This is a genomic window from Pararhodobacter sp. CCB-MM2 (genome assembly GCF_001691415.1).
Taxonomy (GTDB): Bacteria; Pseudomonadota; Alphaproteobacteria; order Rhodobacterales; family Rhodobacteraceae; genus Pararhodobacter.
Genome location: NZ_LRRR01000003.1, coordinates 230589 through 253042, shown reverse-complemented (window position 1 = coordinate 253042; position 22454 = coordinate 230589). Strand labels below are relative to the sequence as shown.

General features: G+C 65.6%; 22 protein-coding genes and 1 pseudogene. 17 read left to right on the top strand and 6 right to left on the bottom strand.

Annotation, left to right across the window (positions count from 1 at the left end; all coding sequences use genetic code 11):
• Nucleotides 1-70: 70 nt before the first annotated feature.
• Nucleotides 71-424: a hypothetical protein gene (locus BCY78_RS06070; RefSeq protein WP_068299262.1), complete on the bottom strand. Its 354-nt coding sequence runs from the start codon at nt 422-424 to the stop codon at nt 71-73.
• Entirely contained in the window at nt 421-780 is a 360-nt protein-coding gene (locus BCY78_RS06065) for a rod-binding protein (RefSeq protein ID WP_083194845.1), read from the bottom strand. Before BCY78_RS06065 ends, BCY78_RS06070 begins: the two co-directional genes overlap by 4 nt.
• Nucleotides 781-880: 100 nt before the next feature.
• Between BCY78_RS06065 and BCY78_RS06060 the strand changes: the two genes are divergently transcribed.
• A complete protein-coding gene (locus tag BCY78_RS06060; protein WP_068299259.1) occupies nt 881-3271 on the top strand; it encodes a flagellar hook-length control protein FliK in 2391 nt (796 codons plus the stop codon).
• A gap of 9 nt (nt 3272-3280) precedes the next feature.
• Nucleotides 3281-3934, top strand: a complete 654-nt coding sequence (locus BCY78_RS06055) for a flagellar hook capping FlgD N-terminal domain-containing protein (protein ID WP_068299256.1) — start codon at nt 3281-3283, stop codon at nt 3932-3934.
• A 210-nt stretch (nt 3935-4144) separates the two neighbouring features.
• Here BCY78_RS06055 and ubiB read toward each other — a convergent pair whose 3' ends face one another.
• Both ubiB and ubiE read right to left on the bottom strand, forming a co-directional pair.
• Entirely contained in the window at nt 4145-5674 is a 1530-nt protein-coding gene (gene ubiB, locus BCY78_RS06050) for a 2-polyprenylphenol 6-hydroxylase (RefSeq protein ID WP_068299252.1), read from the bottom strand.
• A 1-nt stretch (nt 5675) separates the two neighbouring features.
• The gene (gene ubiE / locus BCY78_RS06045) at nt 5676-6428 is read right to left on the bottom strand and encodes a bifunctional demethylmenaquinone methyltransferase/2-methoxy-6-polyprenyl-1,4-benzoquinol methylase UbiE (RefSeq protein WP_068299248.1); all 753 of its coding nucleotides are present in this window, start codon (nt 6426-6428) and stop codon (nt 5676-5678) included.
• 109 nt (nt 6429-6537) lie between these two features.
• On the opposite strand from ubiE, the gene mutM reads away from it, so the two are divergent.
• The 12 genes from mutM (at nt 6538) to gyrB (ending at nt 18133) form a co-directional block, all read left to right on the top strand.
• Nucleotides 6538-7401 carry a bifunctional DNA-formamidopyrimidine glycosylase/DNA-(apurinic or apyrimidinic site) lyase gene (gene mutM / locus BCY78_RS06040; protein ID WP_068299245.1) on the top strand — a complete coding sequence of 288 codons (864 nt, stop codon included), beginning with the start codon at nt 6538-6540 and terminating at the stop codon, nt 7399-7401.
• Between the two features lie 107 nt (nt 7402-7508).
• A complete protein-coding gene (locus tag BCY78_RS06035) occupies nt 7509-8285 on the top strand; it encodes an enoyl-CoA hydratase (RefSeq protein WP_068299242.1) in 777 nt (258 codons plus the stop codon).
• 196 nt (nt 8286-8481) lie between these two features.
• On the top strand, nt 8482-8748 hold the full coding sequence (gene rpsT, locus BCY78_RS06030) for a 30S ribosomal protein S20 (protein WP_068299240.1): 267 nt from the start codon (nt 8482-8484) through the stop codon (nt 8746-8748).
• 513 nt (nt 8749-9261) lie between these two features.
• Nucleotides 9262-10695, top strand: a complete 1434-nt coding sequence (gene dnaA / locus BCY78_RS06025) for a chromosomal replication initiator protein DnaA (protein WP_068299237.1) — start codon at nt 9262-9264, stop codon at nt 10693-10695.
• A 131-nt stretch (nt 10696-10826) separates the two neighbouring features.
• Nucleotides 10827-11945, top strand: coding sequence for a DNA polymerase III subunit beta (dnaN, locus tag BCY78_RS06020; protein ID WP_068299235.1), 1119 nt, complete (start codon nt 10827-10829; stop codon nt 11943-11945).
• A gap of 240 nt (nt 11946-12185) precedes the next feature.
• Entirely contained in the window at nt 12186-13274 is a 1089-nt protein-coding gene (gene recF, locus BCY78_RS06015; protein WP_068299234.1) for a DNA replication/repair protein RecF, read from the top strand.
• On the top strand, nt 13271-13687 hold the full coding sequence (locus BCY78_RS06010) for a VOC family protein (protein ID WP_068299233.1): 417 nt from the start codon (nt 13271-13273) through the stop codon (nt 13685-13687). The genes recF and BCY78_RS06010 overlap by 4 nt, the downstream gene beginning before the upstream one ends.
• 26 nt (nt 13688-13713) lie before the next feature.
• Nucleotides 13714-14334 carry a TetR/AcrR family transcriptional regulator gene (locus BCY78_RS06005; protein WP_068299232.1) on the top strand — a complete coding sequence of 207 codons (621 nt, stop codon included), beginning with the start codon at nt 13714-13716 and terminating at the stop codon, nt 14332-14334.
• The gene (locus tag BCY78_RS06000) at nt 14331-14855 is read left to right on the top strand and encodes a GFA family protein (protein ID WP_068299229.1); all 525 of its coding nucleotides are present in this window, start codon (nt 14331-14333) and stop codon (nt 14853-14855) included. Before BCY78_RS06005 ends, BCY78_RS06000 begins: the two co-directional genes overlap by 4 nt.
• Nucleotides 14852-15142: a hypothetical protein gene (locus tag BCY78_RS05995; RefSeq protein WP_068299226.1), complete on the top strand. Its 291-nt coding sequence runs from the start codon at nt 14852-14854 to the stop codon at nt 15140-15142. The genes BCY78_RS06000 and BCY78_RS05995 overlap by 4 nt, the downstream gene beginning before the upstream one ends.
• 63 nt (nt 15143-15205) lie before the next feature.
• Nucleotides 15206-15595 (top strand): hypothetical protein, encoded by a 390-nt coding sequence (locus BCY78_RS05990; protein ID WP_068299224.1) that lies wholly within the window; start codon nt 15206-15208, stop codon nt 15593-15595.
• 99 nt (nt 15596-15694) lie between these two features.
• Complete coding sequence (gene gyrB / locus BCY78_RS05985; RefSeq protein WP_068299221.1) at nt 15695-18133, top strand: DNA topoisomerase (ATP-hydrolyzing) subunit B; 2439 nt, start codon at nt 15695-15697, stop codon at nt 18131-18133.
• A 59-nt stretch (nt 18134-18192) separates the two neighbouring features.
• On the opposite strand, the pseudogene BCY78_RS25185 reads toward gyrB, so the two are convergent.
• Nucleotides 18193-18285 (bottom strand): annotated as a pseudogene (locus BCY78_RS25185) (IS5/IS1182 family transposase); the annotation flags it as partial.
• A gap of 60 nt (nt 18286-18345) precedes the next feature.
• The gene (locus tag BCY78_RS05980; RefSeq protein ID WP_255402850.1) at nt 18346-19374 is read right to left on the bottom strand and encodes a LysR family transcriptional regulator; all 1029 of its coding nucleotides are present in this window, start codon (nt 19372-19374) and stop codon (nt 18346-18348) included.
• On the opposite strand from BCY78_RS05980, the gene BCY78_RS05975 reads away from it, so the two are divergent.
• From BCY78_RS05975 to BCY78_RS05965, 3 genes are all read left to right on the top strand, one after another.
• A complete protein-coding gene (locus BCY78_RS05975) occupies nt 19312-20040 on the top strand; it encodes a glutamine amidotransferase (protein WP_068299218.1) in 729 nt (242 codons plus the stop codon). The genes BCY78_RS05980 and BCY78_RS05975 overlap by 63 nt on opposite strands.
• Nucleotides 20037-20735, top strand: a complete 699-nt coding sequence (locus tag BCY78_RS05970) for an aspartate/glutamate racemase family protein (RefSeq protein WP_139103093.1) — start codon at nt 20037-20039, stop codon at nt 20733-20735. Before BCY78_RS05975 ends, BCY78_RS05970 begins: the two co-directional genes overlap by 4 nt.
• A 360-nt stretch (nt 20736-21095) precedes the next feature.
• Complete coding sequence (locus BCY78_RS05965; RefSeq protein ID WP_233499357.1) at nt 21096-22448, top strand: FAD-binding oxidoreductase; 1353 nt, start codon at nt 21096-21098, stop codon at nt 22446-22448.
• The last annotated feature ends 6 nt before the right edge of the window (nt 22449-22454 follow it).

The following is a 22454-nucleotide window of genomic DNA, read 5'->3' as shown; positions in this document are numbered from 1 at the left end:
TAATTTTACTCGCAAATAGGAACAGTTTTATAGATCTCGGGACGGCGCGGAGGACGCGCCCGCCCCAAGGTCAGTAGCGTTTGTGCAGGCTGCCCGTAGGCGGATCGAGCGCCTCACGCGTGCCATTACGGCCGTAGGTCTGACCGCGGCCCCGCTCACGCGCAGAGGTCAGCAAACGCCGGGCGTCGCGGATCCCTGCAATGGCAGCCTCGAACAAACGGGCGTTGCGGCTGGCAGCCTCGTGCACCTGGCGGGCCAGCGATTTGTCCAGCGCATTGTCGGGCACCGCGCCGCCTTCAAGCCGGTCAAGCAAGGTCAACTTGCGCGGCGCCAGCTTCTCAAGCCGGGCGAGATCCCCACGCGACAGCGCGCTTTGTTCGGCCTTGAGAAGTGCCACCAGTCGTTTCAGATCGCTGCGGGTCATGCCGCGCCTCCGTCGATTTCGGGTTGAGTCGCCGCGCCCGCAGCGTGGCCTTGGGCACGCAGACGCAACGCGGATTCGATCGAATCGGCCAAACCGAGGCCGCCGCGAGCGACCAGCGCGCGGGCCTGCTCGTCGGCCAGGAAGGACGAGAATTGTTCTTCCCCCTCCCCGCCGCTGCCGATGCCTTCCGTGGGGCGGAAAAGGTCGGCGGCCTTGAACATCTCAGCGAGGAACGCCGATTCGAGGGCCTCCGCGCTTTGGCGGATCGGGTCGGGCGCCTGGGGCAGCGCCGTCGCCCCCGGGGCGCGTGCCGCGAGGGTGGACGCAAGGGGCGTCGGAACGGATTGGATGGTCATGAATGCCTCCGGATACGATCAGGCCAAGGTGACAGGCCGCGGTAAAGAAGCGGTAACCAACGGCTGCTAGGTCTGGAGCATTCCAGAAGGGAGGCCCGGGATGTTGCCCGCCGCAAATGCCGAGAAGCAGACGACCCTCTTTGCCCTGTCCACGAGCACGGCTGCCCCTCGCGCCGTGACCCCGGCCAGCGACGATGGCGCAAAACGCGACGGTCCCAGTTTCGGGAGCGTCTTCGCCCGGTTGGCTGAGAAAGAGGCGCAGCGACAATCCAGCGAAGAGCCTCAGATGGAAACCGGCAGCGCACCGGAAAAGTCCACAAAATCAAACAATAAGACCGAAGAAGAGTCGGCCGATCCGACGGCCGATCAGGCCGCCACTGTCGTTGCTGAGGGTCCGACGGAATCCGACGGCGTTGCCATCGAGGCCGCAGATGATGCCGCCTCTCGCGAGCAGCCAGCTGCCGAAGAGCACGCGGGCCGGGATGTCGAGAAGACCGCAGCGGTCGGAACGAACAAGCACCGCGAATCGGTCGCAGAACCGATGGACGAGAATGCGCTGGCGGCTCTGGCGACGCCCTTCACTGGCTACGAAGAATTCCTCACGCTGGCGGAAAGCCCTGACGGGGCGGACAGCCCGCAACCGGTGGCCGATGAGGGCACCGTCGCCAGCGCGCTCCCCGCTGCAACCGAGAGTCTGCCGGACGCTGCCCCCATTGATGCGCCTGACGGTCCCGCACCTGCCACCCCGGGACGCCAAATGTCCGCGGAGGCATCCACGGGGCGCTCAGATCAGCGCAGCGAGGGGGGGGAACGCACCGCTTCGGCCCGCGTTCCGGCAGCCGACGCGATGTTCCAAGGACGTTTCTCGCTCAGCGGCCTGCCGATGTTCAACGAACGGGCCGACTCGTCGCGACCCACCGTCCTCCCCGCAGATGTGGCACCGCAGGTGCCAGCGGAACCGGCGCTCTCCGGCACAGGGAACGGCATGCCGGCCGATCCGACGGAAATGAGTGCCCAGACGCTTTCGACCGCTACCGTTGCAACTCCGGCAGCGGTGGATAGTGGCAACCGCGCCAACCAATCGCGCAACGTGGATATGTCGCTGAACGCTGCCGCTTCGACGCAGCAGCCGGTTGATTCTGCGCGTCCCGCAGCGCCGGCAGCTGGCGCCACGGCGCAAGTCGGCGCGACGGGGCAACCCATCGCGCAGCCCGCCATGTCGGCCGCTTCCGAGGTAACGCCGACCGCACAACCCTCCGTGTCGGTCGCACAGCCCTCTCCTTCAACTGAGGGAATCGCTCTGAAAGTTGCGCGAGAGCTGCGCGCCACAATCACGATGGTACCAGCTGATTCCCCGCGCGCAGCCGCCGTTGCGCAGCAGACCTTGCTTGCGACCGGGATGACCCCATCTGCGCAGGCTCTCAACAAGTTCGCCTCCGACACCAAGGACACCCAGACGGACTTGGGTGCGAGGGACATCCCTGGCCCGCGCCGCGATGCCTACATGACCATGCGGGCGATGAGCGCACCGGCGCCAGCCGCTGAAGCTGTCAGCGCCACCGGCGGTCAGAAAGCCGCCAGCGCAACGGAAACCGCGCTCAACCCCATGGCGGCAGGTGCAGCGCCGCTCGGCGCTCAAAGCACGGAGTCGGGCCTTCCGGTCATCGACGGTGACGGCACCCTCATGCCGGCATCTCCCCAAACGAACCTGCCAGCCGCCACGATGACCGCTGTCGGCCCGTCCGCAGCGCTGGTCGCTGCCCCCCGCGGACCGAGGGCGGAAGCGGCGCATGCTCCGGTCGAGGCACCGGCAATGCGCCCGACGCCGGCGACGACCAGCGCCAAACCGCTTCAAGCTGCCGCCACGGACCGCCCTGAGCTGGTTGTCGGTGAGCTGGCCGAGAAGACGGCGCTGCAAGCCGAGCAGACCGGCGATTCGGGCCGCGTGGACACCGACCGGGTCGCCGTCGAAACCCTGTCGCGCAACGAAGGCGCACAGCGCAGCGATGCCTCCGCTGCCCGCCCCGCCCCTGGCGCCGAAACTGCCCGCCAGATCGCCAGCCAGATCGGCGCTCACCTTGAGGGCCCGGATGCCGTGAAAGCCGCCAACGGTGGCTTCGATCTGCGGCTTGATCCCGATGAGTTGGGACAGGTTCGCCTCCGGCTCGTCACACAGGACAACGCAAGCGTGCTGCTGGTGCAGGCCGATCGCCCTGAGACCCTCGACCTGATGCGCCGGCATATCGCCGCGCTGGAACAGGACCTGCGCAACATGGGGCATGAGAACCTGACGCTGCGCTTCTCCGGGCAAGGCACGCAGGACCAGGGATGGACCGGCGCGCAGAATCAGAACTCGAACGCTCAACGCGGCGGCGAGGGGGGCAGCTTCCTGTCCACCCGCGCCACCGACACCCAAGGATCGGCGCCCAGCGCGCCCTCGCAACCCGCGCAGCGCCTCGGCGCCCGCGATTCCCTCGACCTTCGCCTCTGAGAGGATCTCATGGAAGTTACCTCATCCGCCTACGGCACCTATTCGTCCTCGTCCTCGGCCAGCACCCCCACCGCCTCCGAGCAGACGGATTACATCACCTTCCTGCAGATGCTGACCACGCAGATGCAGAATCAGGACCCGCTCAACCCGATGGAAGCCTCGGACTTTGCCGTCCAGCTGGCCACCTTCGCCGGCGTGGAACAAGCGACCTATACCAACCAGTTGCTTGGCGCGATGATGAGCCAGACGGGCCTGTCGGACCTCGGGAACTGGGTCGGCATGGAAGCCCGCATCTATGGCGGCGCCTATTTCGACGGCTCGCCCGTCGAGCTGACGCCGGACCCGGCGCTCGGTGCCGACGAGGTCACGCTGATCGTGCGCGACAGCAATGGCGTGATCGTCGACAACCGGTCGATCGACCCCGAAGGCCTGAGCTACAGCTGGGACGGCACGGATTCGAGCGGCAACCCCCTGCCGGACGGCTCCTATACCTTCGAGATCGAATCGAAACTCAATGGCGAGACGCTCGATACCTCGCCGGTCGCCGCCTATGTCGAGATCATGGAAGCCCGCTACGAAGGGGGCGCAACGATGTTGGTGCTGCCGGGCGGCTTCTATGTCGACAGCTCCAGCGTCACCGGCCTGCGGCGCCCGGTGGGCTGAGAACGCCTGGCATTGGCCGGAACCTGAGGCCGATCCGCGCGCCCCACGAGCCTGCGCCGACCGGCTACTCGCCGCGGCTCCCACGGGCGTTGCGCGCCGTGCCGAAGGCGCGGCGCGCCCGGTCGCGCGAGGCCTGCTGCCCGGAGGGCTGCCGGACGAGGGCGAAACCCCTCCCGGTCGATCGACGACAGCGCCAGCCGTCCCCGTGTCTCAGAACACCAACAGCGTCAGGAACAAGGCCCAGCTCACGGCGGCCCCGGCCACGAACCACGCCAGCGGCGCCGTGCTGCGGGGCGCTGGCGGCGGTGCAACCGGTTCGCGCAGGCGCAGCAGGGCCTCATCCACCACCCCCGGCAGATGCGGGCCGAAGCGCGACAGCACCATCGCCGCGCGGCCGATATCGCGGATCAACGCCCGCGGGCCGAGGTTCGTGCGGATGTATTCCTCGACCACCGGCTGGGCGACATGCCAGATATTGATCGACGGATTCAGCGACCGCGCCACGCCTTCGACCACCACCATTGTGCGTTGCAACAGGATGAGCTCGGTCCGGGTCTGCATGCCGAAGCGCTCGGTCACCTCGAACAGGTAGTTGAGCAGCCGCGCCATCGAGATCCGGGTCGCATCCATGCCGAAGATCGGCTCGCCGACCGCCCGCAGGGCCCGGGCGAATTCCTCGACATCGCGGTCGGCCGGGACGTAACCCGCTTCGAAATGCACCTCGGCCACACGCCGGTAATCCTTGCGGATGAAACCGAACAGGATCTCGGCATAGACCCGGCGAGTGTATTCATCCAGCACACCCATGATCCCGAAATCATAGGCAATGAGGTCGCCATTCGCGCCGACCTTCAGGTTGCCCTGATGCATGTCGGCATGGAAATACCCGTCGCGCAGCGCGTGCTTGAGGAACAGCTGCAGCACGCGCTCGCCCAGCTCATCGCGATCCACGCCCAGCGCGTCGATCGCGTCATTGTCGCCCAGCGAGGCCCCTTCGGCCCAGCCCAGCGTCATCACATTGCGCCCCGAAAGGTGCCAGATCGGCCGAGGCACGCGGAAGCCCGAATCGCCTTCGGTATTCGCGGCAAACTCAGCCGCCGCGGCGGTTTCCAGCCGCAGATCCAGCTCGCCCATCACCACGCCTTCGAAATGCGCGATCACATCCGTGGGGCGCAGGCGGCGGGTGAAGGGCACCAGCCGTTCGATCATCCCGGCAGCGAAATAGAAGGCGTCGATGTCGCGGCGGAAGGCACGGGCGATGCCGGGGCGCAGCACTTTCACGGCGACTTCCTCACCGGTCTCGGCCATGCGGGCGCGGTGCACCTGTGCGATCGAGGCCGCGGCGACGGGCTCGGAGAAGGACGAGAACAGCACGTCGACCGGCTGCTCCAGCTCGGCCTCGATGCTGGCGCGGGCCTGCGCCATCGGGAAAGGCGGCAGCTGATCCTGCAGGTAGCGCAGCTGATTGGCCAGCTCGAGCCCGACGATATCCGGCCGGGTCGAGAGGATCTGTCCGAACTTGATATAGGCCGGGCCCAGCGCAGTGATCGCGCGCGTCACCGGCGGCAAAGCGGGATCGCCCTTCAGCCCGAGCCAGGCAAAGGGCCAGCCCATGACCCGCGCGACAAAGCGCAGGCGCGGCGGCACATTCATCGCCTCCAGCACGGTGCGCATCGCGCCCGTCCGCTCGAAGGTCGCGCCGGTGCGGATCAGCCGCCAGAGGTTATGCGGGCCCTTCACGTCAGATCTTCCAGCCCGAATGCAGCGCGGCGATGCCCAGCGACAGGTTGCGGTATTTGACCTGCTCGAACCCCGCCTCGCGGATCATCGCGGCGAAGGTATCCTGATCGGGGAATTTGCGGATCGATTCCACCAAGTATTGATAGCTGTCACGATCCCCGGTCACGACCTCACCCATCTTCGGGATGACGTTGAAGGAATAGAGGTCGTAGGCCTTCTGCATCATGTCATTGGGGATCTGGCTGAACTCCAACACCATCAGCCGCCCGCCGGGTTTCAGCACGCGGTAGGCTTCCGTCAGCGCATCGGGGATGCGGGTCACGTTCCGGATGCCGAAGCTGATCGTGTAGACGTCGAAGGTGCTGGACGGAAACGGCAGCGCCATGGCGTCGCCACAGACCCAATCCAGACGCTCGGCCATCTTCTCGGCCTCGGCCCGTTTGCGGCCTTCCTCCAGCATCGGCGCGGTCATGTCGCAGACCGTGGCGCGCGCGGTCTCGCCGGCCCGGCCGAGGAAGCGGAAGGACACGTCGCCCGTGCCGCCCGCCACATCCAGCAGGTGCTGACCCGGACGCGGCGCCAGCCAATCCATCATCGCATCCTTCCAGACGCGGTGGATGCCCATGCTCATCAGGTCGTTCATGATGTCGTATTTCGAAGCCACCGACGAGAAGACGCCGTGCACCATGCCGGCCTTCTGATCCTCGTCCACGGTTTGAAAACCGAAATGCGTCGTGCGGTTATCCGGGCTCATGCCGTTCCCCTGATCTTGCGCCGTCACTTGTATCTGGCCCCTCCTTATCCGAGGATGGCGGCCCTCACAATCCAAGCCCCTCCCCAACAACTGCGACCCGGAGTCACCTTTGCCCGAACTGCCCGAGGTGGAAACCGTGCGCCGCGGCCTTGCCCCCGCGATGGAAGGCAAACGCATCGCCTTGGCCGAGGTCCGGCGCCCTGATCTGCGTTGGCCCCTGCCCGAGCGCATGGCCGAGCGTCTGACCGGAGTCCGGATCGAACGCCTGCGCCGGCGGTCCAAGTATATCCTGGCCGATCTGGACACCGGGGAGACGCTGCTCATTCACCTCGGGATGACCGGGCGGATGACGGTCTCGGGGATCGAGGCGCCCTATATTCCCGGGCAGTTCCATCACTCGCACCCGCTGCCGGAAAAGCACGACCACGTCGTCTTCGACATGGAGGATGGCGCGCGGGTGACCTTCAACGACGCCCGCCGCTTCGGCGCGATGGACCTGATGACCACCGCAACGGCCGAAGCCCATCCGCTGCTGGCCGCGCTGGGGCCGGAGCCCTTGGGCAACACCTTCAATGCCGGCCTGCTGGCCGAGCGTCTGGCCGGGCGCAAAGGGCCGATCAAGGCCTTGCTTCTGGATCAGAAAATCGTCGCAGGTCTGGGGAATATCTACGTCTGCGAGGCGCTCCACCGCTCCGGCATTCATCCGGAGCGCGCCGGGGGCCGGATCGGGCGCGCACGCATCGACATGCTGACCACCCAGATCCGCCAGGTCTTGCAGGACGCGATCGAGGCCGGGGGCTCCAGCCTGCGCGATTACCGGCAGGCGGATGGCGAGTTGGGCTATTTCCAGCACTCGTTCCGCGTCTACGACCGTGAGGGCGCCCCCTGCCCGACCGAGGGCTGCGACGGGGTGATCCGCCGGATCGTGCAGGGCGGGCGCTCCAGCTATTTCTGCCCGCGTTGCCAGCGATAGACGCAGCGTCCGCAAGGCGCAGGGCGGAACCGGAGGGGGACGGAATGGCTTGATCCCTTGAGCCGGACTGTTAGACACGGCGAAGGAACGACACCAGGGAACCCCTCATGGCGTATGAATGCATCATCGTTGAGGTCGCGCATTATGTGGCGACGATCCGGCTGAACCGCCCCGAGGCGCTGAACGCGCTGAACTCGCAGCTTCTGGGCGAGCTGGCCGACGCGCTGAAGGCTGCCGACAAGAACGACAAGGTGCGCTGCATCATCATCACCGGCAGCGAGAAAGCCTTCGCCGCCGGGGCCGACATCAGCGAGATGGCGGAAAAGAGCTTCGTCGAGATGTTCGAGGAAGACTTCTTCACCGCCGATACCGAGGCCCTGCTCTCGACCCGCAAGCCGGTGATCGCTGCTGTCTCTGGCTATGCTCTGGGCGGCGGTTGCGAGCTGGCGATGATGTGCGACTTCATCATCTGCGCCGAGAATGCCAAGTTCGGCCAGCCCGAGATCAATCTCGGCGTCGTCGCCGGCATCGGTGGCACCCAGCGTCTGACGCGCTTTGTCGGCAAGTCCAAGGCGATGGACATGCATCTGACCGGCCGCTTCATGGATGCCGAGGAAGCCGAGCGGTCGGGCCTTGTCAGCCGTGTCGTGCCGACGAAGAAGCTGATGGAAGAGGCCATGGCCGCCGCGCAGAAGATCGCGTCCAAATCCGGCATCGCCACCAAGGTCGTCAAGGAAGCGGTCAACCGCAGCTACGAGACGACCCTGCGCGAAGGCCTGCTGTATGAGCGCCGGATCTTCCACGCGCTGTTCAACACCGAGGACCAGAAGGAGGGCATGAACGCCTTCCTCGAAAAGCGCGAAGCGCAGTTCCGCGACCGCTGAGCGACGATTCCATGACGGATCCAGAGGGGGAGGCGATTCCCCCCTTTTCTTTTGGGCCCCGATGCCGTAAGCGACCGCCTTACATGCGCGTGGGCCCGCTTAGGCAAGAATCGACCTGATCCGAAGGGAAGCTTCCCAACTGGATCGGTGGGTCTGTGTGCGACGATATTGAAACAGACCCGAGAGAGCCCAGACCATGGCCAATACGCCCCAGTCCAAAAAGCGCGCCCGCCAGTCGGAAGCCCGCTTTGAAGTCAACAAAGCCCGCCGTTCGCGCATCCGCACCTACCTGCGCAAAGTCGAAGAAGCCATCGCTTCGGGCGACGCTGCTGCTGCCAAAACCGCCCTTGCTGCTTGCGAGCCCGAGCTGATGCGCGGCGTGACCAAAGGCGTGCTGCACAAGAACACCGCCTCGCGCAAGATGTCGCGCCTGTCGTCGCGCGTGAAGGCTCTGAACGCCTGAGCGAGTCGGTAACGCAATCGCGTTAACCTTCTGCGAATCAAGGAAAAAGCGCGCCTCAGGCGCGCTTTTTTCATGCCCGCGATTCGCCCCTGCCGCTGCCTTTGCAGGCGATTCCAGGGACTCCTTTCAGCACCCCAAGAACGGGTGTGGCATCTAAGAGACTCCGACTCCGATTCCTTTGGCCCCGTTTTGTGTCAAGGTCGTTGTTCGGGTTGTCGGCTTGGCGGCCCGCTTGCTAGCTTGCCCCTGCGATTCACGAAACCCTGGGGGGGTCTCCGACAGAACCGCGATTTCGTCACCCCGAGCTGCCGCAACGGGGGCGAGCTGTCGTTTTCTGGTCCGCCGGGCTGCCACCCGGTCGATCCTGCATCCCCATCAGACAACCGAATCCCCTCGGGGAGTCGGCTGGTCTTTGCGTCTCGCGTGAACTGGAACCCGGAAAAATCCGGGCATCACAAGAACGACAATAAAGAAGAACCGCGCCCCTGGGGCGTGGGCATGGGTCAGGACAGAATGACAAATATCGTCTGGGGCGATGTACGCAGTAAACTTCGGGGTGTAGTAGGCGAAAACAACTTTATCACCTGGATCGCGCCCTTGGGCCTGACGGGGATCGAAAGCGGCGTGGCGCGCCTGTCTGCGCCGACCAATTTCATCGCCAACTGGGTGAACCGCAACTTTGCCGATCCGATCGTGCGGGCGCTGAACGGCGCCGGGGCCAATGTCCACCGCATCGAGATTGCCGTCGAAGCCCGCGTACCTGGCGCCACCGCTGCAAAGACCATGACCGGCGCACAACGCGTGCAGGAAACGCTGGGCAAGTCCTCGGACGCGCCCGCCCTGCCCGCTTCTGCGCCGACGCCCGCCGCCCCGGTGACCGCCGCTGCCCCCTCGGGTTCCGAGGACGTGGCCGGCGCCCCGCTGGACCAGCGTTATACCTTCGACAATTTCGTGGTCGGCAAGCCGAACGCGCTGGCTCATGCCGCCGCCCGCCGGGTGGCCGAAGGCGCGGCCGTGACCTTCAACCCGCTGTTCCTCTATGGCGGCGTGGGCCTCGGCAAGACGCACCTGATGCACGCCATCGCCTGGGAATTGCAGACCCGCAATCCCGAGGCCAAGGTGCTGTATCTCAGCGCCGAGCAATTCATGTACCGCTTCGTGCAGGCCCTGCGTGAGCGTCAGATCATGGACTTCAAGTCGCTGTTCCGCTCGGTCGATATCCTGATGGTGGACGACGTCCAGTTCATCGCCGGCAAGGATTCGACGCAGGAAGAATTCTTCCATACGTTCAATGCCTTGATCGATCAGAACAAGCAGATCGTCATCTCCGCCGATCGCGCGCCGGGTGAGATCAAGGATCTGGAAGAGCGCATCAAGTCGCGCCTGCAATCCGGCCTCGTCGTCGACCTGCACCCGACGGATTACGAGCTCCGCCTCGGCATCCTTCAGCAGAAGGCCGACCAGAACCGCAAGGCTTACGGCGAGGTTTCGATCGCGCCGGACGTGCTGGAATACCTCGCGCACCGGATCACCACCAACGTACGCGTGCTCGAAGGCGCGCTGACCCGCCTGTTCGCGCTGGCCTCGCTCTTGGGCCGCGAGATCACGCTCGATATGGCGCAGGATACTCTGGCCGATATCCTCCGCTCGTCCGAGCGCAAGGTCACGGTCGAGGAGATCCAGCGCAAGGTCGCCGAGCATTACAACATCCGCCTCTCGGACATGATTGGCCCGAAGCGCCTGCGCACCATCGCCCGGCCACGCCAGATCGCCATGTATCTCGCCAAGCACATGACCACGCGCTCGCTCCCTGAGATCGGCCGTCGCTTCGGCGGGCGCGATCACACGACGATCCTGCACGGTGTACGCAAGGTCGAGGAACTGCGCGGCAGCGACAGCCAGCTGGCCGAGGATCTGGAACTTCTCAAGCGTCTGCTGGAAAGCTGACAAGAACGGGGCTGTGAACGCCCCGTGAACCTTGACGTTGCCGGCAAAGGGCCGCAAACAAACAGGAACAAGAAAATTCAGGCCGGGTCGGTGATAGCCGGCGCCGGCCCGACGTGTCGGAGGGATCGACGATGAAGATCAGCATCGAACGCGCAACGCTGCTGAAGGCCGTGTCGCAGGCACAGTCCGTGGTCGAGCGTCGCAACACGATCCCGATCCTGGCTAACGTGCTGATCGAAGCGGATGGCGCGACCGTCAGCTTCCGCGCCACCGACCTCGATATAGAGGTCGTGGACAAGGCCGCCGCCATGGTGGAACGCGCGGGCGCCACGACGGTCTCGGCCGTCATGCTGCACGAGATCGTCCGCAAGCTGCCCGATGGCTCGCTGGTCTCCCTGACCGACGACCAGCGCACCGGCCGCCTGACGGTGGAAGCCGGCCGCTCGACCTTCTCGCTGGCGACCCTCCCGCGCGAAGATTTCCCGGTGATGGCCTCGTCCGAGTATCAGTCGAACTTCACCGCCAAGGCCGGCGATCTGAAGCGCCTGTTCGAGAAGTCGAAATTCGCCATCTCGACCGAAGAGACGCGTTATTACCTCAACGGCGTCTACATGCACATCGCCGATGCCGAGGACGGTCGTGTCCTGCGCTGCGTCGCCACCGACGGTCACCGTCTGGCCCGCATCGACGCCCCGCTGCCCGAGGGCGCGGTGGGCATGCCCGGCGTGATCGTCCCGCGCAAGACGGTGAACGAACTGCGCAAGCTGCTGGACGATGACGCGGCCGATATCGCCATCTCTGTTAGCGAGACCAAGGTGCGCTTTGCCACCTCGGAAATCGCCCTGACTTCGAAGGTCATCGACGGCACTTTCCCCGATTACTCGCGCGTGATCCCGGTCGGGAACACCAAGCGGCTGGAAGTGGATGCGTCCGAATTCGCCAAGGCCGTCGACCGCGTGGCGACCGTGTCGTCCGAGCGTTCGCGCGCCGTGAAGCTGATCCTTGACGAGGACAAGCTGACCCTCTCGGTCAACGCGCCGGATAGCGGCATGGCGCAAGAAGAGCTGGTCGTGGCCTATGGCGATGATCACCTCGAGATCGGCTTCAACGCCAAATACCTGCTCGAGATCGCCAGCCAGATCGACCGCGAGAACGCGGTGTTCATGTTCAACTCCTCTGGCGAGCCGGCCTTGGTGCGCGAGGGGTCGGATACCTCGGCGGTCTATGTCGTGATGCCGATGCGCGTCTGACGGACGCTGTACATCGTGAGTTCGGTTGAAAGGGGGGCTGTCTGCCCCCCTCTTTGCATTCGCAAATTCACCCCCCGAGGATATTTGGGGAGCAAAGATGGGCAATTTGTCTAAAATTGTTATCGCCTGAGGGAGCCCGCCCCCATCTTTACTCTCCAAATATCCCAGGGGGCCCGGGGGAGGATCCCCCGGTCGCTCGCCTTCCTTGCGGCGGTTGGATTTGTTCCGTAACCCTTGCGCATGTCCCTACGCCTGCACCGTCTGACCCTGTCTCGCTTCCGCTCGCATCCGCGGGTCGAAGCGGTATTCGACGGGCGGCCCGTGGTGCTGCATGGCGCCAATGGCGCGGGCAAGACGAACCTTCTGGAAGCCATCTCGCTGCTGTCTCCGGGCCGGGGCCTGCGCCGCGCGGCCTCGGAGGAGCTGGGCGCACAGCCCGCCGATCTGGGCTGGAAGATCGAGGGCGAGATCGCCCGCAATGGCACGTTGCATGAGCTGGAGACCGGGGCGGCGCCGGGGCAATCGCGGGTCGTTCGGATCGACGGCAAGACCTCTCCGCAATCCGGGCTGGGGCGGCTGATGCCGATGCTTTGGCTCACGCCCGCCATGGACCGGCTCTGGATCGAGGCGGCCGAGGGACGGCGGCGCTTTCTTGACCGATTGGTGCTGGGGTTCGAACCCGACCACGCCGAAGCCGCTGTCGGTTACGAGAAGGCCATGCGCCAGCGCAACAAGCTGTTGCGCGACAACGTCACCGATCCGCGTTGGTACACGGCGCTGGAGGCGCGGATGGCGGAAACCGGCGGGGTGATGACCCTGAACCGGCAGGCCACCCTCGCCCGTCTGGCCACGGCGCAATCCGCCGACAGCCCCTTCCCCCAGCCCGAGCTGATCCTCGCCGACGACACCCCCGCCGATCTGGCCGAGGCGCTGGCCGAAAGCCGGGGCCGCGACCGTCAGGCCGGACGCACCTTGGTCGGGCCGCACCGCGCCGACCTCTCGGCGCTTTGGGCGGCGCGCGGGCGTCCCGCCGCGCAATGCTCGACCGGTGAGCAGAAGGCGTTGCTCATTTCGACGGTTCTGGCCCATGCCCGCGCCCTGCAGGCAATGGTCGGCCACGCGCCGATCCTGCTGCTGGACGAGGTCGCCGCGCATCTGGATGACGCCCGCCGGGCGGCGCTGTACGACGCGCTTTGCGACCTTGGCGCGCAGGCGTTCCTGACCGGCACCGGGCCGGAATTGTTCACCCCGCTCGGCAATCGCGCCCAGACCTTCCGCGTGTCCGAGACCGCCGGGGACTCGCAGGTAACCGAGGAGGATCTGCCATGAAGCCGCAACGCATCACCCTTGTGACGCTGGGCGTCCGTGATCTGGACCGGTCCAAGGCGTTCTATGCCGCGTTGGGGTGGCAGGGTGACAACAACAATCCCGGGGTCGTGTTCTACGACCTCGGCGGCATGAAGATGGGCCTGTTCGGGCTGGACCCGCTGGCCGAGGATCAGGGGCGGCCCGGCGCCACGCTCGGGACCGGCGCGATGACGCTCGCGCAGAATTTCGACAGCCCCGAGGCCGTGGATGCGGCTTTCGCTTTGGCGCTGGAGGCCGGGGCGACGGCGCTGAAAGCCCCCGAAGCGGTTTTCTGGGGCGGCTATTCCGGCTATTTCGCCGATCCCGACGACCATGTCTGGGAACTGGCGCATAACCCGTTCTGGCCTTTGGACGCCGACGGCAAGCTTGCCTGAATACCGACCGCTTGGTATGGTCAGGCATGCCGCGACCGACCAAGCAATCACCTGAGCGTGGACAGGCCCGCCTGCGGATCCTCGAGGCGGCGCGCGACGTGATCCGCGCCAAGGGATTCGCTGCGACAAGCGTTGACGAGCTTTGCACCGCTGCCGGCGTGACCAAGGGCGCGTTCTTCCACCATTTCTCCAGCAAGGAAGCCCTCGGCGTGGCCGCGGCCGAGTTCTGGGGCAGCACCACGTCCCAGATGTTCGCCGCGGCGCCTTATCACCAGCCCGCCGATCCTTTGGAGCGTGTGCTGGCCTATCTTGCATTCCGGCGCGCGCTGATCGTTGGCGAGATCTGGGAATGGACCTGCCTCGTCGGCACCATGGCCGAGGAGGTTCACGCCAGCCATCCCGCCATCGCCGAGGCCTGTGGCGCCGCGATCCATGGCCACGCCGCCACGCTGGAGGCCGATATCGCGCTGGCCTTGGCGCAGCGCGGGTTGACCACGCCCTCGGCTGCCAGCCTCGCCCGGCATACGCAAACCGTGCTTCAGGGAGCCTTCGTGATGGCCAAGGCCGGGGGCGGCCAAGAGGCCGGGCGGGAAGCAATCGACCATCTGATCCGCTATGTCCAACTGCTGATGGGAGAGCCCGCATGACCGAGATCACCTGCCGTTGCGGGGCTACGACCCTGACCCTGACCGGCGCGCCCATCCTGACGTCAAGTTGCCATTGCCAGTCGTGCCGCGAGGCCGCCGGGCAATTGGCCGACCTGCCCGGCGCCACGCCGATCACCGATGCCCATGGCGCGACGCCCTTCGTGTTGTGGCGCAAGGACCGGGTGGCGGTGACGCGTGGGGCCGGGACCCTGCGTGCCCATACCCTGCGCGACGGGGGCACTCGGCGCGCGGTGGCCACCTGCTGCAACAGCCCGATGTATCTGAATTTCAACGGCGGGCATTGGCTGTCCCTCTATGCCGCCCGCTTCGACACCCCGCCGCCGATCCAGATGCGCACCATGCTGATGGATGCCGAACCCGGTACCGTACCCGATGACGGCATCCCCGGCGCGAGACGCCAATCGGCACGGTTCATGCTGAAGCTGTTGGGCGCCTGGGCCGCGACCGGCTTTCGTTTCTTCAAGATGGAGCCGATGCCCAAGCTGGAGGAGCCGCAATGAGCGAGAAGATCGAGGTCGAGAACGTCAATTCCCCGGGCCGCACTACCCGCGTCGACCGCGCGAAATACGAGGCCGCGCGCGCGGCCCTGATGGCGGTCCTGCCAGCGGAGGCCCCCGGCATGACGCCCGCCGAGGCCCAGAAAGCTATGGTCGCGCATCTCCCCGAGGATCTGTTCCCCGGCGGTGAGAAGGTCGGCTGGTGGATGAAATGCGTGCAGCTAGACCTTGAGGCCAAGCGCCTGATTGCCCGCGCCCCCAAGGCCCCCGTCCGGCTGTGGCGCGTCTGAACGCTTGACCCAAGGGCGGGCGCCGCGCAGCATCGACGGGCCTTTTCCAGATTGGAGACCCGCATGCGCCCGCTCGTCCTGGCCCTCGGCCTGCTCGTCCTGCCCTTTATGGCGCAGGCCCAATCCATCCCGGTCGAATATCAGGGGCAATGGAGCGGCGAGGGACGCCAACGCGGGACTTCCAGTTGGCGCATCGACATCAACCTCGGGCCAGAGGTCGGCGTCGCCTTCTACCCGGAATACCAATGCACCGCGCGCTGGGTGTTCCAGCCGGACGCGGACCCGTTCGCCTTCTGGACAGCCTCGGGCCGGGAAGAAACAGTGACCGGCCACGACCAATGCATTGACGGGTTGGGGCTGTTCCTGCGCATCGGCGAGGACGGAAGCCTGCTGGTCGAATGGCGCGGCGACGACGGAATTCCGATGGCCATCGCGCTGCTTGCGCGGGGATAGGCCGGAAGGGCCCGGAAACCCCCCAAATCTTGTGTCCGAAGCGTGACATTACCCCCGGAATCCGCTATCCGAGGGGGGTAACAAAGACGGACTGAATCCATGACCGCAAATGCCGCTCCCCGTGAGGAATATGGCGCCGATTCCATCAAGGTTCTCAAGGGCCTGGACGCGGTGCGCAAACGTCCGGGGATGTATATCGGCGATACCGATGACGGCTCGGGCCTGCACCACATGGTCTACGAGGTCGTCGACAACGGCATCGACGAGGCGCTGGCCGGGCATGCAACCTCGGTCACGGTGAAGATTCACGCGGATTCCAGCGTCTCGGTGCGCGATAACGGCCGGGGCATTCCGACCGATATCCACCCTGAGGAAGGCGTCTCGGCGGCCGAGGTCATCATGACCCAGCTGCACGCCGGCGGGAAATTCGACCAGAACAGCTACAAGGTCTCGGGCGGCCTGCACGGCGTGGGCGTCTCGGTGGTGAACGCGCTGTCCGACTGGCTGGAACTGCGCATCTGGCGCGGCGGCAAGGAGTGGAAAGCCCGCTTCGAAAACGGCGATACCGTCGAGCATCTGACCGAGGTCGGCCCGGCCGCGCCCGGTGAGAAGGGCACCGAGGTGCGCTTCTTCGCGTCGGCCAAGACCAACCGCCCGGACGGCACCTTCTCGAACCTCGAATACAGCTTCAAGACGCTGGAGAACCGCCTACGGGAACTGGCCTTCCTGAACTCGGGCGTGCAGATCGTCATCGAAGACGAACGCCCGGCGGAATCGCTGAAGTCGGAATTCTGCTACGAGGGCGGCGTGCGCGAATTCGTGCGCTTCCTCGACCGGTCGAAATCCCCAGTCATGCCCGAGCCGATCTTCATCACCGGCGAGAAGGATGGCATCGGCGTCGACGTGGCAATGTGGTGGAACGACAGCTACCACGAGACGGTGCTTCCCTTCACCAACAACATTCCCCAGCGCGACGGCGGCACCCACCTTGCCGGCTTCCGGGGCGCGCTGACGCGGACCATCACCCGTTACGCGCAGGAAAGCGGCATCGCCAAAAAGGAGAAGATCGCTTTCACCGGTGACGACGCCCGCGAAGGCCTGACCTGCGTGCTGTCGGTGAAGGTGCCGGATCCGAAATTCTCCAGCCAGACCAAGGACAAGCTCGTCTCGTCCGAGGTCCGTCCGGCGGTCGAGAACCTCGTGAACGAGAAGCTCGCCGAGTGGTTCGAAGAGAACCCCGGCCCCGCGCGTCAGATCGTCGGCAAGATCGTCGAGGCCGCGCTGGCCCGCGAAGCTGCCCGCAAGGCGCGTGACCTGACCCGCCGCAAGACCGCGCTGGACGTGGCCTCGCTGCCCGGGAAACTGGCCGATTGTCAGGAGCGCGATCCGTCGAAATCCGAACTGTTCCTCGTCGAGGGTGACTCGGCCGGTGGTTCGGCGAAGCAGGGGCGCTCGCGTCTCAATCAGGCGGTGCTGCCGCTGCGGGGCAAGATCCTCAACGTCGAGCGCGTGCGCTTCGACCGCATGCTCTCCAGCCAAGAGATCGGCACGCTGATCACTGCCATGGGCACGGGCATCGGCCGCGACGAATTCGACCTGAACAAGCTGCGTTACCACAAGATCGTCATCATGACAGATGCTGACGTCGACGGGGCACACATCCGGACGCTGCTGCTGACTTTCTTCTATCGTCAGATGCCGTCGCTGATCGAGGCCGGGCACCTCTACATCGCCCAGCCGCCGCTCTACAAAGTCGCGCGCGGCAAGTCCGAGGTCTATCTGAAGGATGTCCCGGCGCTGGAGGATTACCTGATCGCGCAAGGCATTGAAGGCGCGGTGCTGAAGCTCACCAACGGCGAGGAAATCGCCGGGGCCGACCTTCACCGCGTGGTCGAGGGCGCGCGCAGCTTCAAGCGCGTGCTGGATTCCTTCCCGACGCATTATCCGCGTAACATCCTCGAGCAAGCCGCACTGGCCGGCGCCTTCGATCCGGGCCGCGCCGATGCCGACCTGCAGCTTGTGGCCGACAATGTCGCCAAGCGTCTGGACATGGTGGCCGCCGAATACGAGCGCGGCTGGAACGGCCGCATCACGCAAGACCACGGCATCCGCCTGTCGCGCATCCTGCGCGGGGTTGAGGAGATCCGCACGCTCGACGGCGCCGTGCTGCGCTCGGGCGAGGCGCGTCGCCTGTCGCAGGTCTCGGGCGAGACGCGCTCGGTCTACGAGCGGCAATCCTCGCTGGTGCGGCGTGATCGGGGTCAGGTGATCCATGGCCCGATCGAGCTGCTGAACGCGATGCTGGAAGAAGGCGAGCGTGGGCTGTCGCTGCAGCGCTACAAGGGGCTGGGTGAGATGAACCCCGAGCAGCTGTGGGAAACCACGCTGGACCCGGAAGCCCGCACCCTGCTGCAGGTCCGCATCGAGGACGTGGCCGAGGCCGACGACATCTTCTCGAAGCTGATGGGCGACGTTGTCGAACCGCGCCGCGAGTTCATCCAGAAGAACGCGTTGACGGTCGAGAATCTGGACGCCTGATCCACTGACGCGTGGCGCGCAGGGTTTCTTTGCGCGCCCGGGCGGCCGGGCAGTCTTCTTTCCATGGCCAGATGGACCTTGCACCATTGGCGACGGCCTCGCACACCGTGCTTCCGGCCTCGCCACTCGCCATCGCCAAGGCATTTGATGCCTCAGCGCCGGATCGTTTCGTGGTCAGGTAGCAGTCTTGAAGTCGCGGGCGACGAACGCACTCACGCTGCGCCAGGACGGGACGCGAGCATCGTCTGCAGGGCCTTGAGCGGTCCGGACGGTTGCAACGACCGCCAGACCAGATGCGTTTGCACATGGCCGAACGTCGGGGGCAGCTCATTGAGTTGCACCTGATCCTCTGCCCGAAGGGATTCGATGACCGCGTGGGGCATGATGCCGATCCCCGCCCCAGCCACCACGCAGGCAAAGATCGCGTGGTAGGACGCGAGCTCCATCACCCGCGCAGGCTGGACCTGAGCCTCCGCAAGCCAGGCCTCGAAGATCCGGCGATAGGAACAGCCAGTTTCGAACGCGATCATGGTGCGTCCCCGCAGATCCTCAGGTCCGCGCAGGGGCGGCATCGACTTTGGCGCGATCAACGCAAGCCTCTCCGAGAACGCGGGCTGCGTTTCGAACCCCTCCGCGTCGAAGGGTTCTGACACGAAGGCGGCTTCCAGCTCGAATCGGGCAACGCGTTGAAGCAACGTCGCAGTGTCGCCCGTCACCAGGTCCACATGCACATCGGGATACGCGCCATGAAAGGCTGCCAGCAACGGCGGCAGGCGCGCGGCCGTCGTGCTCTCCAGCGCGCCGATCCGCAACGTGCCGCGCAACCCGCCGGGTTTCATCGCGAGCTCCGCCTCATCCGCAAGCAACAGGAGCCGCTCGGCATAGGTCAGGAGGCGCGCGCCATCTTCGGACAGGATCAATCGGTTGCGCTCGCGTCGGAACAGGCTCGTGCCAAGCCGCTCCTCCAACTGGCGGATGCGCGTGGTGATGTTGGATTGCACGCGCCCCAGCTGCGCAGCAGCCGGAGTGATGCCGCCTGTTTCGACCACGGCACGGAAGATTCTAAGGGAGTCGAGGTCAAGGCTTCTCAATTTGAGAACGAACCTTCTCAATAGTTCATTTCTATAGATAGTCTGACAAGCGTAAGAGGCCGTCAACCCGATTGAGGAAGCGCCTCCATGCAAACGAAACCCTTGTTGATCCAGACCGGCACGCCACCGGATGCCTTGCGCGCGGCGCACGGAGATCTGCCCGCCTGGTTTTCGGCGGCCCTGGGCTTGGCGCCCGGACACATGACCGTGGTCCGAGCCTTCGAGGGCGAGACGCCGCCGGCCCCCGACGTCCGCGTTCCGACCATCCTGACCGGATCATGGTCGATGGTCACCGAGCGTGCCGCGTGGAGCGAGAACCTTGCCGCGTGGATCCGCGATGCGATGGCGATCGAGGCGCCGCTCTTTGGCGTCTGCTACGGGCATCAGCTGATCGCGCATGCGCTCGGCGGCGTTGTCGGCTACCACCCCGATGGCCGCGAGATTGGCAGCCAGAAGATCACTCTGACTGCAAGTGGACGCGCCGATCCCGCGCTCGGTGATGCCGGGTCCGACTTTGTCGCCCAGCTGACCCATATGCAGACGGTGCTGACCCCGCCGCCGGGGGCGGTGGTTCTGGCGGCGTCGGCGCATGATCCGCATCAGGTTCTGCGCTACGGACCCAACGCGCTGTCCACCCAGTTTCATCCCGAGTTCACCACCGACATCATGCGCGGGATCATCGCCTCCCGCGAGACTGTCCTGCGCGACGAGGGGCGTGACCCGCAGAACCTGCAAGCCTCAGTGACCGAGGCCCCCTTCCCCCTGCAGATGCTCCGCCGTTTCGTTGCGGGCGCCAACCCCGAGGCATCGGAATGAAGAAGATCGGCTTGATCGGCGGCATGAGCTTTGAAGGCTCGGCGGTCTACTATCGTCACATAAACGAAACGGTGCGGGCCCGCCTTGGCGCGCTGCACTCTGCCGAGATGATGCTGTACTCGGTCGATTTCCAGAAGATCGTCGACATGCAGAAGGCTGGTGACTGGGACAGGGCAGGGTCCTATCTGGCGGATGTCGACACAAGGCTTGAAGCGGCGGGGGCAGAGGCCGTCGTCATGTGCGCGGTGACCATGCACCTGATCGCGCCGCAGGTCGAAGCGGCGCTTTCGGTGCCCTTCCTGCACATCGTCGATGTCACAGCCGAGCGTCTGAAGGCCGCCGGCCTTCGCCGGCCGCTGTTGCTCGCGACCCGCTACACCATGGAGAATGGCTTCTATCCGGCGCGCATGGCGCTGCACGGCATCGAGGTGATGGTGCCCGATGAAGCCGGTCGGGCCAGGGTCCACGCCATCATCTTCGACGAGCTCTGCGCCGGCAGGATTCTTGATATCTCCCGTGACGCACTGCAGGGGTTGATCGAGACCGCGAAAGCGGAAGGGGCGGATAGCGTGATCTTCGGCTGCACCGAGATCTGCCTGATCCTCGAAACCGACAAGCTGGCGCTTCCGGGGTTCGATTCCACCCTCATTCATTGTGAAGCGGCGGTGGATTTCCTGCTGAGCGACGAAGGGTAGGCTGGGGCGTAATTCTGTCAAGCGCCTGCAATACTTGGGGAAAGGCGTTGAAGTGCCGCAGGACGAGGGCGACGAGAACCGCCCTCGTAGGCAGGGTTCGCGTGATGTCGTGCGCCTTTGCGCCCACTGGCTGGCACCGCTTGGTCAACGATCGAGCTTGGTCGAGTCAGTGTCCCGTCTGTCGAAGGCTCAGCGCTTCTCTCGAGCCATCTTCTGGCCCAAGGTCAGTGACCTGACTCATAGATACAGTCTATAATTCAGTCAGGTTTTCCAAGCTGTTTCCAGGTGGGTTCGCGTGGTTATTTGGCGACGGATGCGAACGCTTGCCCGTTGCCATCCGCTTCAACCTGAGAGACCGACGTGACCGCGCGCCACCCCTCTGATCCGACGTTTCTGCCCATCGCCCGGCCAATTGCCGACGCCACGGAGTCCGGCTGGTACCTGACCTCAGGGCCCGACCTGCCTCTGACGCCGCACCACAGCACGTCCCAATGCGATGTGCTGGTGATCGGCGCGGGGTGGATGGGGCTGCACGCCGCGCGGCGTTACGCCGAGCTGGCGCCGCAGGAACGCGTGATCCTCGTCGATGCCGGGCGGATCGGCAACAATGCCTCGGGGCGCTGCATGGGGTTCGCCATCGACCTCGCACATAACCCGCGCAAGCATGACTTCGTCGAGGACATGCAGGGCAACCGCGAGGAGCTGCACGTCAATCTCGAAGGCAACGCCTATCTGCGCTCGGCGGTCGAGGAGCTGGGCGTCGAATGCGACTGGGACCCGCAGGGCAAATACCACAGCGCCGCGACCGACCATGGCATCGAAGACCTCGTGGCCTTTTCCAAGGCGCTCGATGCGATGGGCCAAGGCTATCGCTGGGTCGAGGCCGACGAGATGCAGGCAATGACCGGCAGCCGCCACTATAAGCGCGCGCTGCATCATCCGGGCACGATCCTGATCCAACCGGCGAAGTATCTGAAGAACCTCGCACGCGTCCTGCCCGACAACGTCACGATCCATGAGAACACGGCCGTGACCGCGGCGCGCTTCGACCCGGCCGGCCATGTGTTCCGGACGACGGGCGGCGAGATCCGGGCGCGCAAGGTGATCCTCTGTGCCTCGGGCTATCTGCAGAGTTTCGGCTTCTTCGGCGGCAGCGCGATCCCGGTCTATACCTTCGCCAGCATGACCCGGCGCCTCTTGCCTTCGGAGCTGGCACAGACCGGCGAGGCCGAGGCCTTCGGCCTGATCCCCGCCAACAGCTTCGGTACCACGGTGCGCAAGACCCGGGACAACCGCCTGCTTCTGCGCAATGTCTATGCCTATGCCCGCGACTTCCGCGTGACGAAGCCCGAGGTCGAACGTGCCGCGCGTCAGCAGCAGGTCTCGTTCGACCGGCGCTGGCCCGGCCTGTCCGCGATCGGGTTCGAAAGCATCTGGGGCGGGCTTCTGACCCTGTCGCAGAACGGCGGCATGGTGTTCGGCGAGTTGGGCCCCAACATCTACGGCGCGGCCTATTGCAACGGCACAGGGGTCTCGCGCGGGGCGGCCTTCGGCAAGGCGGTGGCGGAGCTGTCGCTGGGCCGGACCTCGGCGACGATCGACATCCTGAACCGTCGCCCGAAACCCACGCGGGCCTATCCCCGCCTGATCACCCAGACCGGGGTGAACCTCGTGACCGGCTGGCGCTTTCGGCGGGCCGGGCAGGAAGTCTGATTTCAT

Bases quoted from the DNA above. Each gene is read 5' to 3' on its own strand.
- ubiE (WP_068299248.1), bottom strand. From the start codon at position 6,428: ATGAGCCCGGATAACCGCACGACGCATTTCGGTTTTCAAACCGTGGAC.
- BCY78_RS05990 (WP_068299224.1), top strand. From the start codon at position 15,206: ATGCGCCCGCTCGTCCTGGCCCTCGGCCTGCTCGTCCTGCCCTTTATG.
- BCY78_RS06060 (WP_068299259.1), top strand. From the start codon at position 881: ATGTTGCCCGCCGCAAATGCCGAGAAGCAGACGACCCTCTTTGCCCTG.
- BCY78_RS05970 (WP_139103093.1), top strand. From the start codon at position 20,037: ATGAAGAAGATCGGCTTGATCGGCGGCATGAGCTTTGAAGGCTCGGCG.
- BCY78_RS06070 (WP_068299262.1), bottom strand. From the start codon at position 424: ATGACCCGCAGCGATCTGAAACGACTGGTGGCACTTCTCAAGGCCGAA.
- BCY78_RS06000 (WP_068299229.1), top strand. From the start codon at position 14,331: ATGACCGAGATCACCTGCCGTTGCGGGGCTACGACCCTGACCCTGACC.
- BCY78_RS06055 (WP_068299256.1), top strand. From the start codon at position 3,281: ATGGAAGTTACCTCATCCGCCTACGGCACCTATTCGTCCTCGTCCTCG.
- dnaA (WP_068299237.1), top strand. From the start codon at position 9,262: ATGACAAATATCGTCTGGGGCGATGTACGCAGTAAACTTCGGGGTGTA.
- dnaN (WP_068299235.1), top strand. From the start codon at position 10,827: ATGAAGATCAGCATCGAACGCGCAACGCTGCTGAAGGCCGTGTCGCAG.
- BCY78_RS06010 (WP_068299233.1), top strand. From the start codon at position 13,271: ATGAAGCCGCAACGCATCACCCTTGTGACGCTGGGCGTCCGTGATCTG.
- gyrB (WP_068299221.1), top strand. From the start codon at position 15,695: ATGACCGCAAATGCCGCTCCCCGTGAGGAATATGGCGCCGATTCCATC.
- BCY78_RS05975 (WP_068299218.1), top strand. From the start codon at position 19,312: ATGCAAACGAAACCCTTGTTGATCCAGACCGGCACGCCACCGGATGCC.
- recF (WP_068299234.1), top strand. From the start codon at position 12,186: ATGTCCCTACGCCTGCACCGTCTGACCCTGTCTCGCTTCCGCTCGCAT.
- BCY78_RS06005 (WP_068299232.1), top strand. From the start codon at position 13,714: ATGCCGCGACCGACCAAGCAATCACCTGAGCGTGGACAGGCCCGCCTG.
- rpsT (WP_068299240.1), top strand. From the start codon at position 8,482: ATGGCCAATACGCCCCAGTCCAAAAAGCGCGCCCGCCAGTCGGAAGCC.
- BCY78_RS06035 (WP_068299242.1), top strand. From the start codon at position 7,509: ATGGCGTATGAATGCATCATCGTTGAGGTCGCGCATTATGTGGCGACG.
- BCY78_RS06065 (WP_083194845.1), bottom strand. From the start codon at position 780: ATGACCATCCAATCCGTTCCGACGCCCCTTGCGTCCACCCTCGCGGCA.
- BCY78_RS05995 (WP_068299226.1), top strand. From the start codon at position 14,852: ATGAGCGAGAAGATCGAGGTCGAGAACGTCAATTCCCCGGGCCGCACT.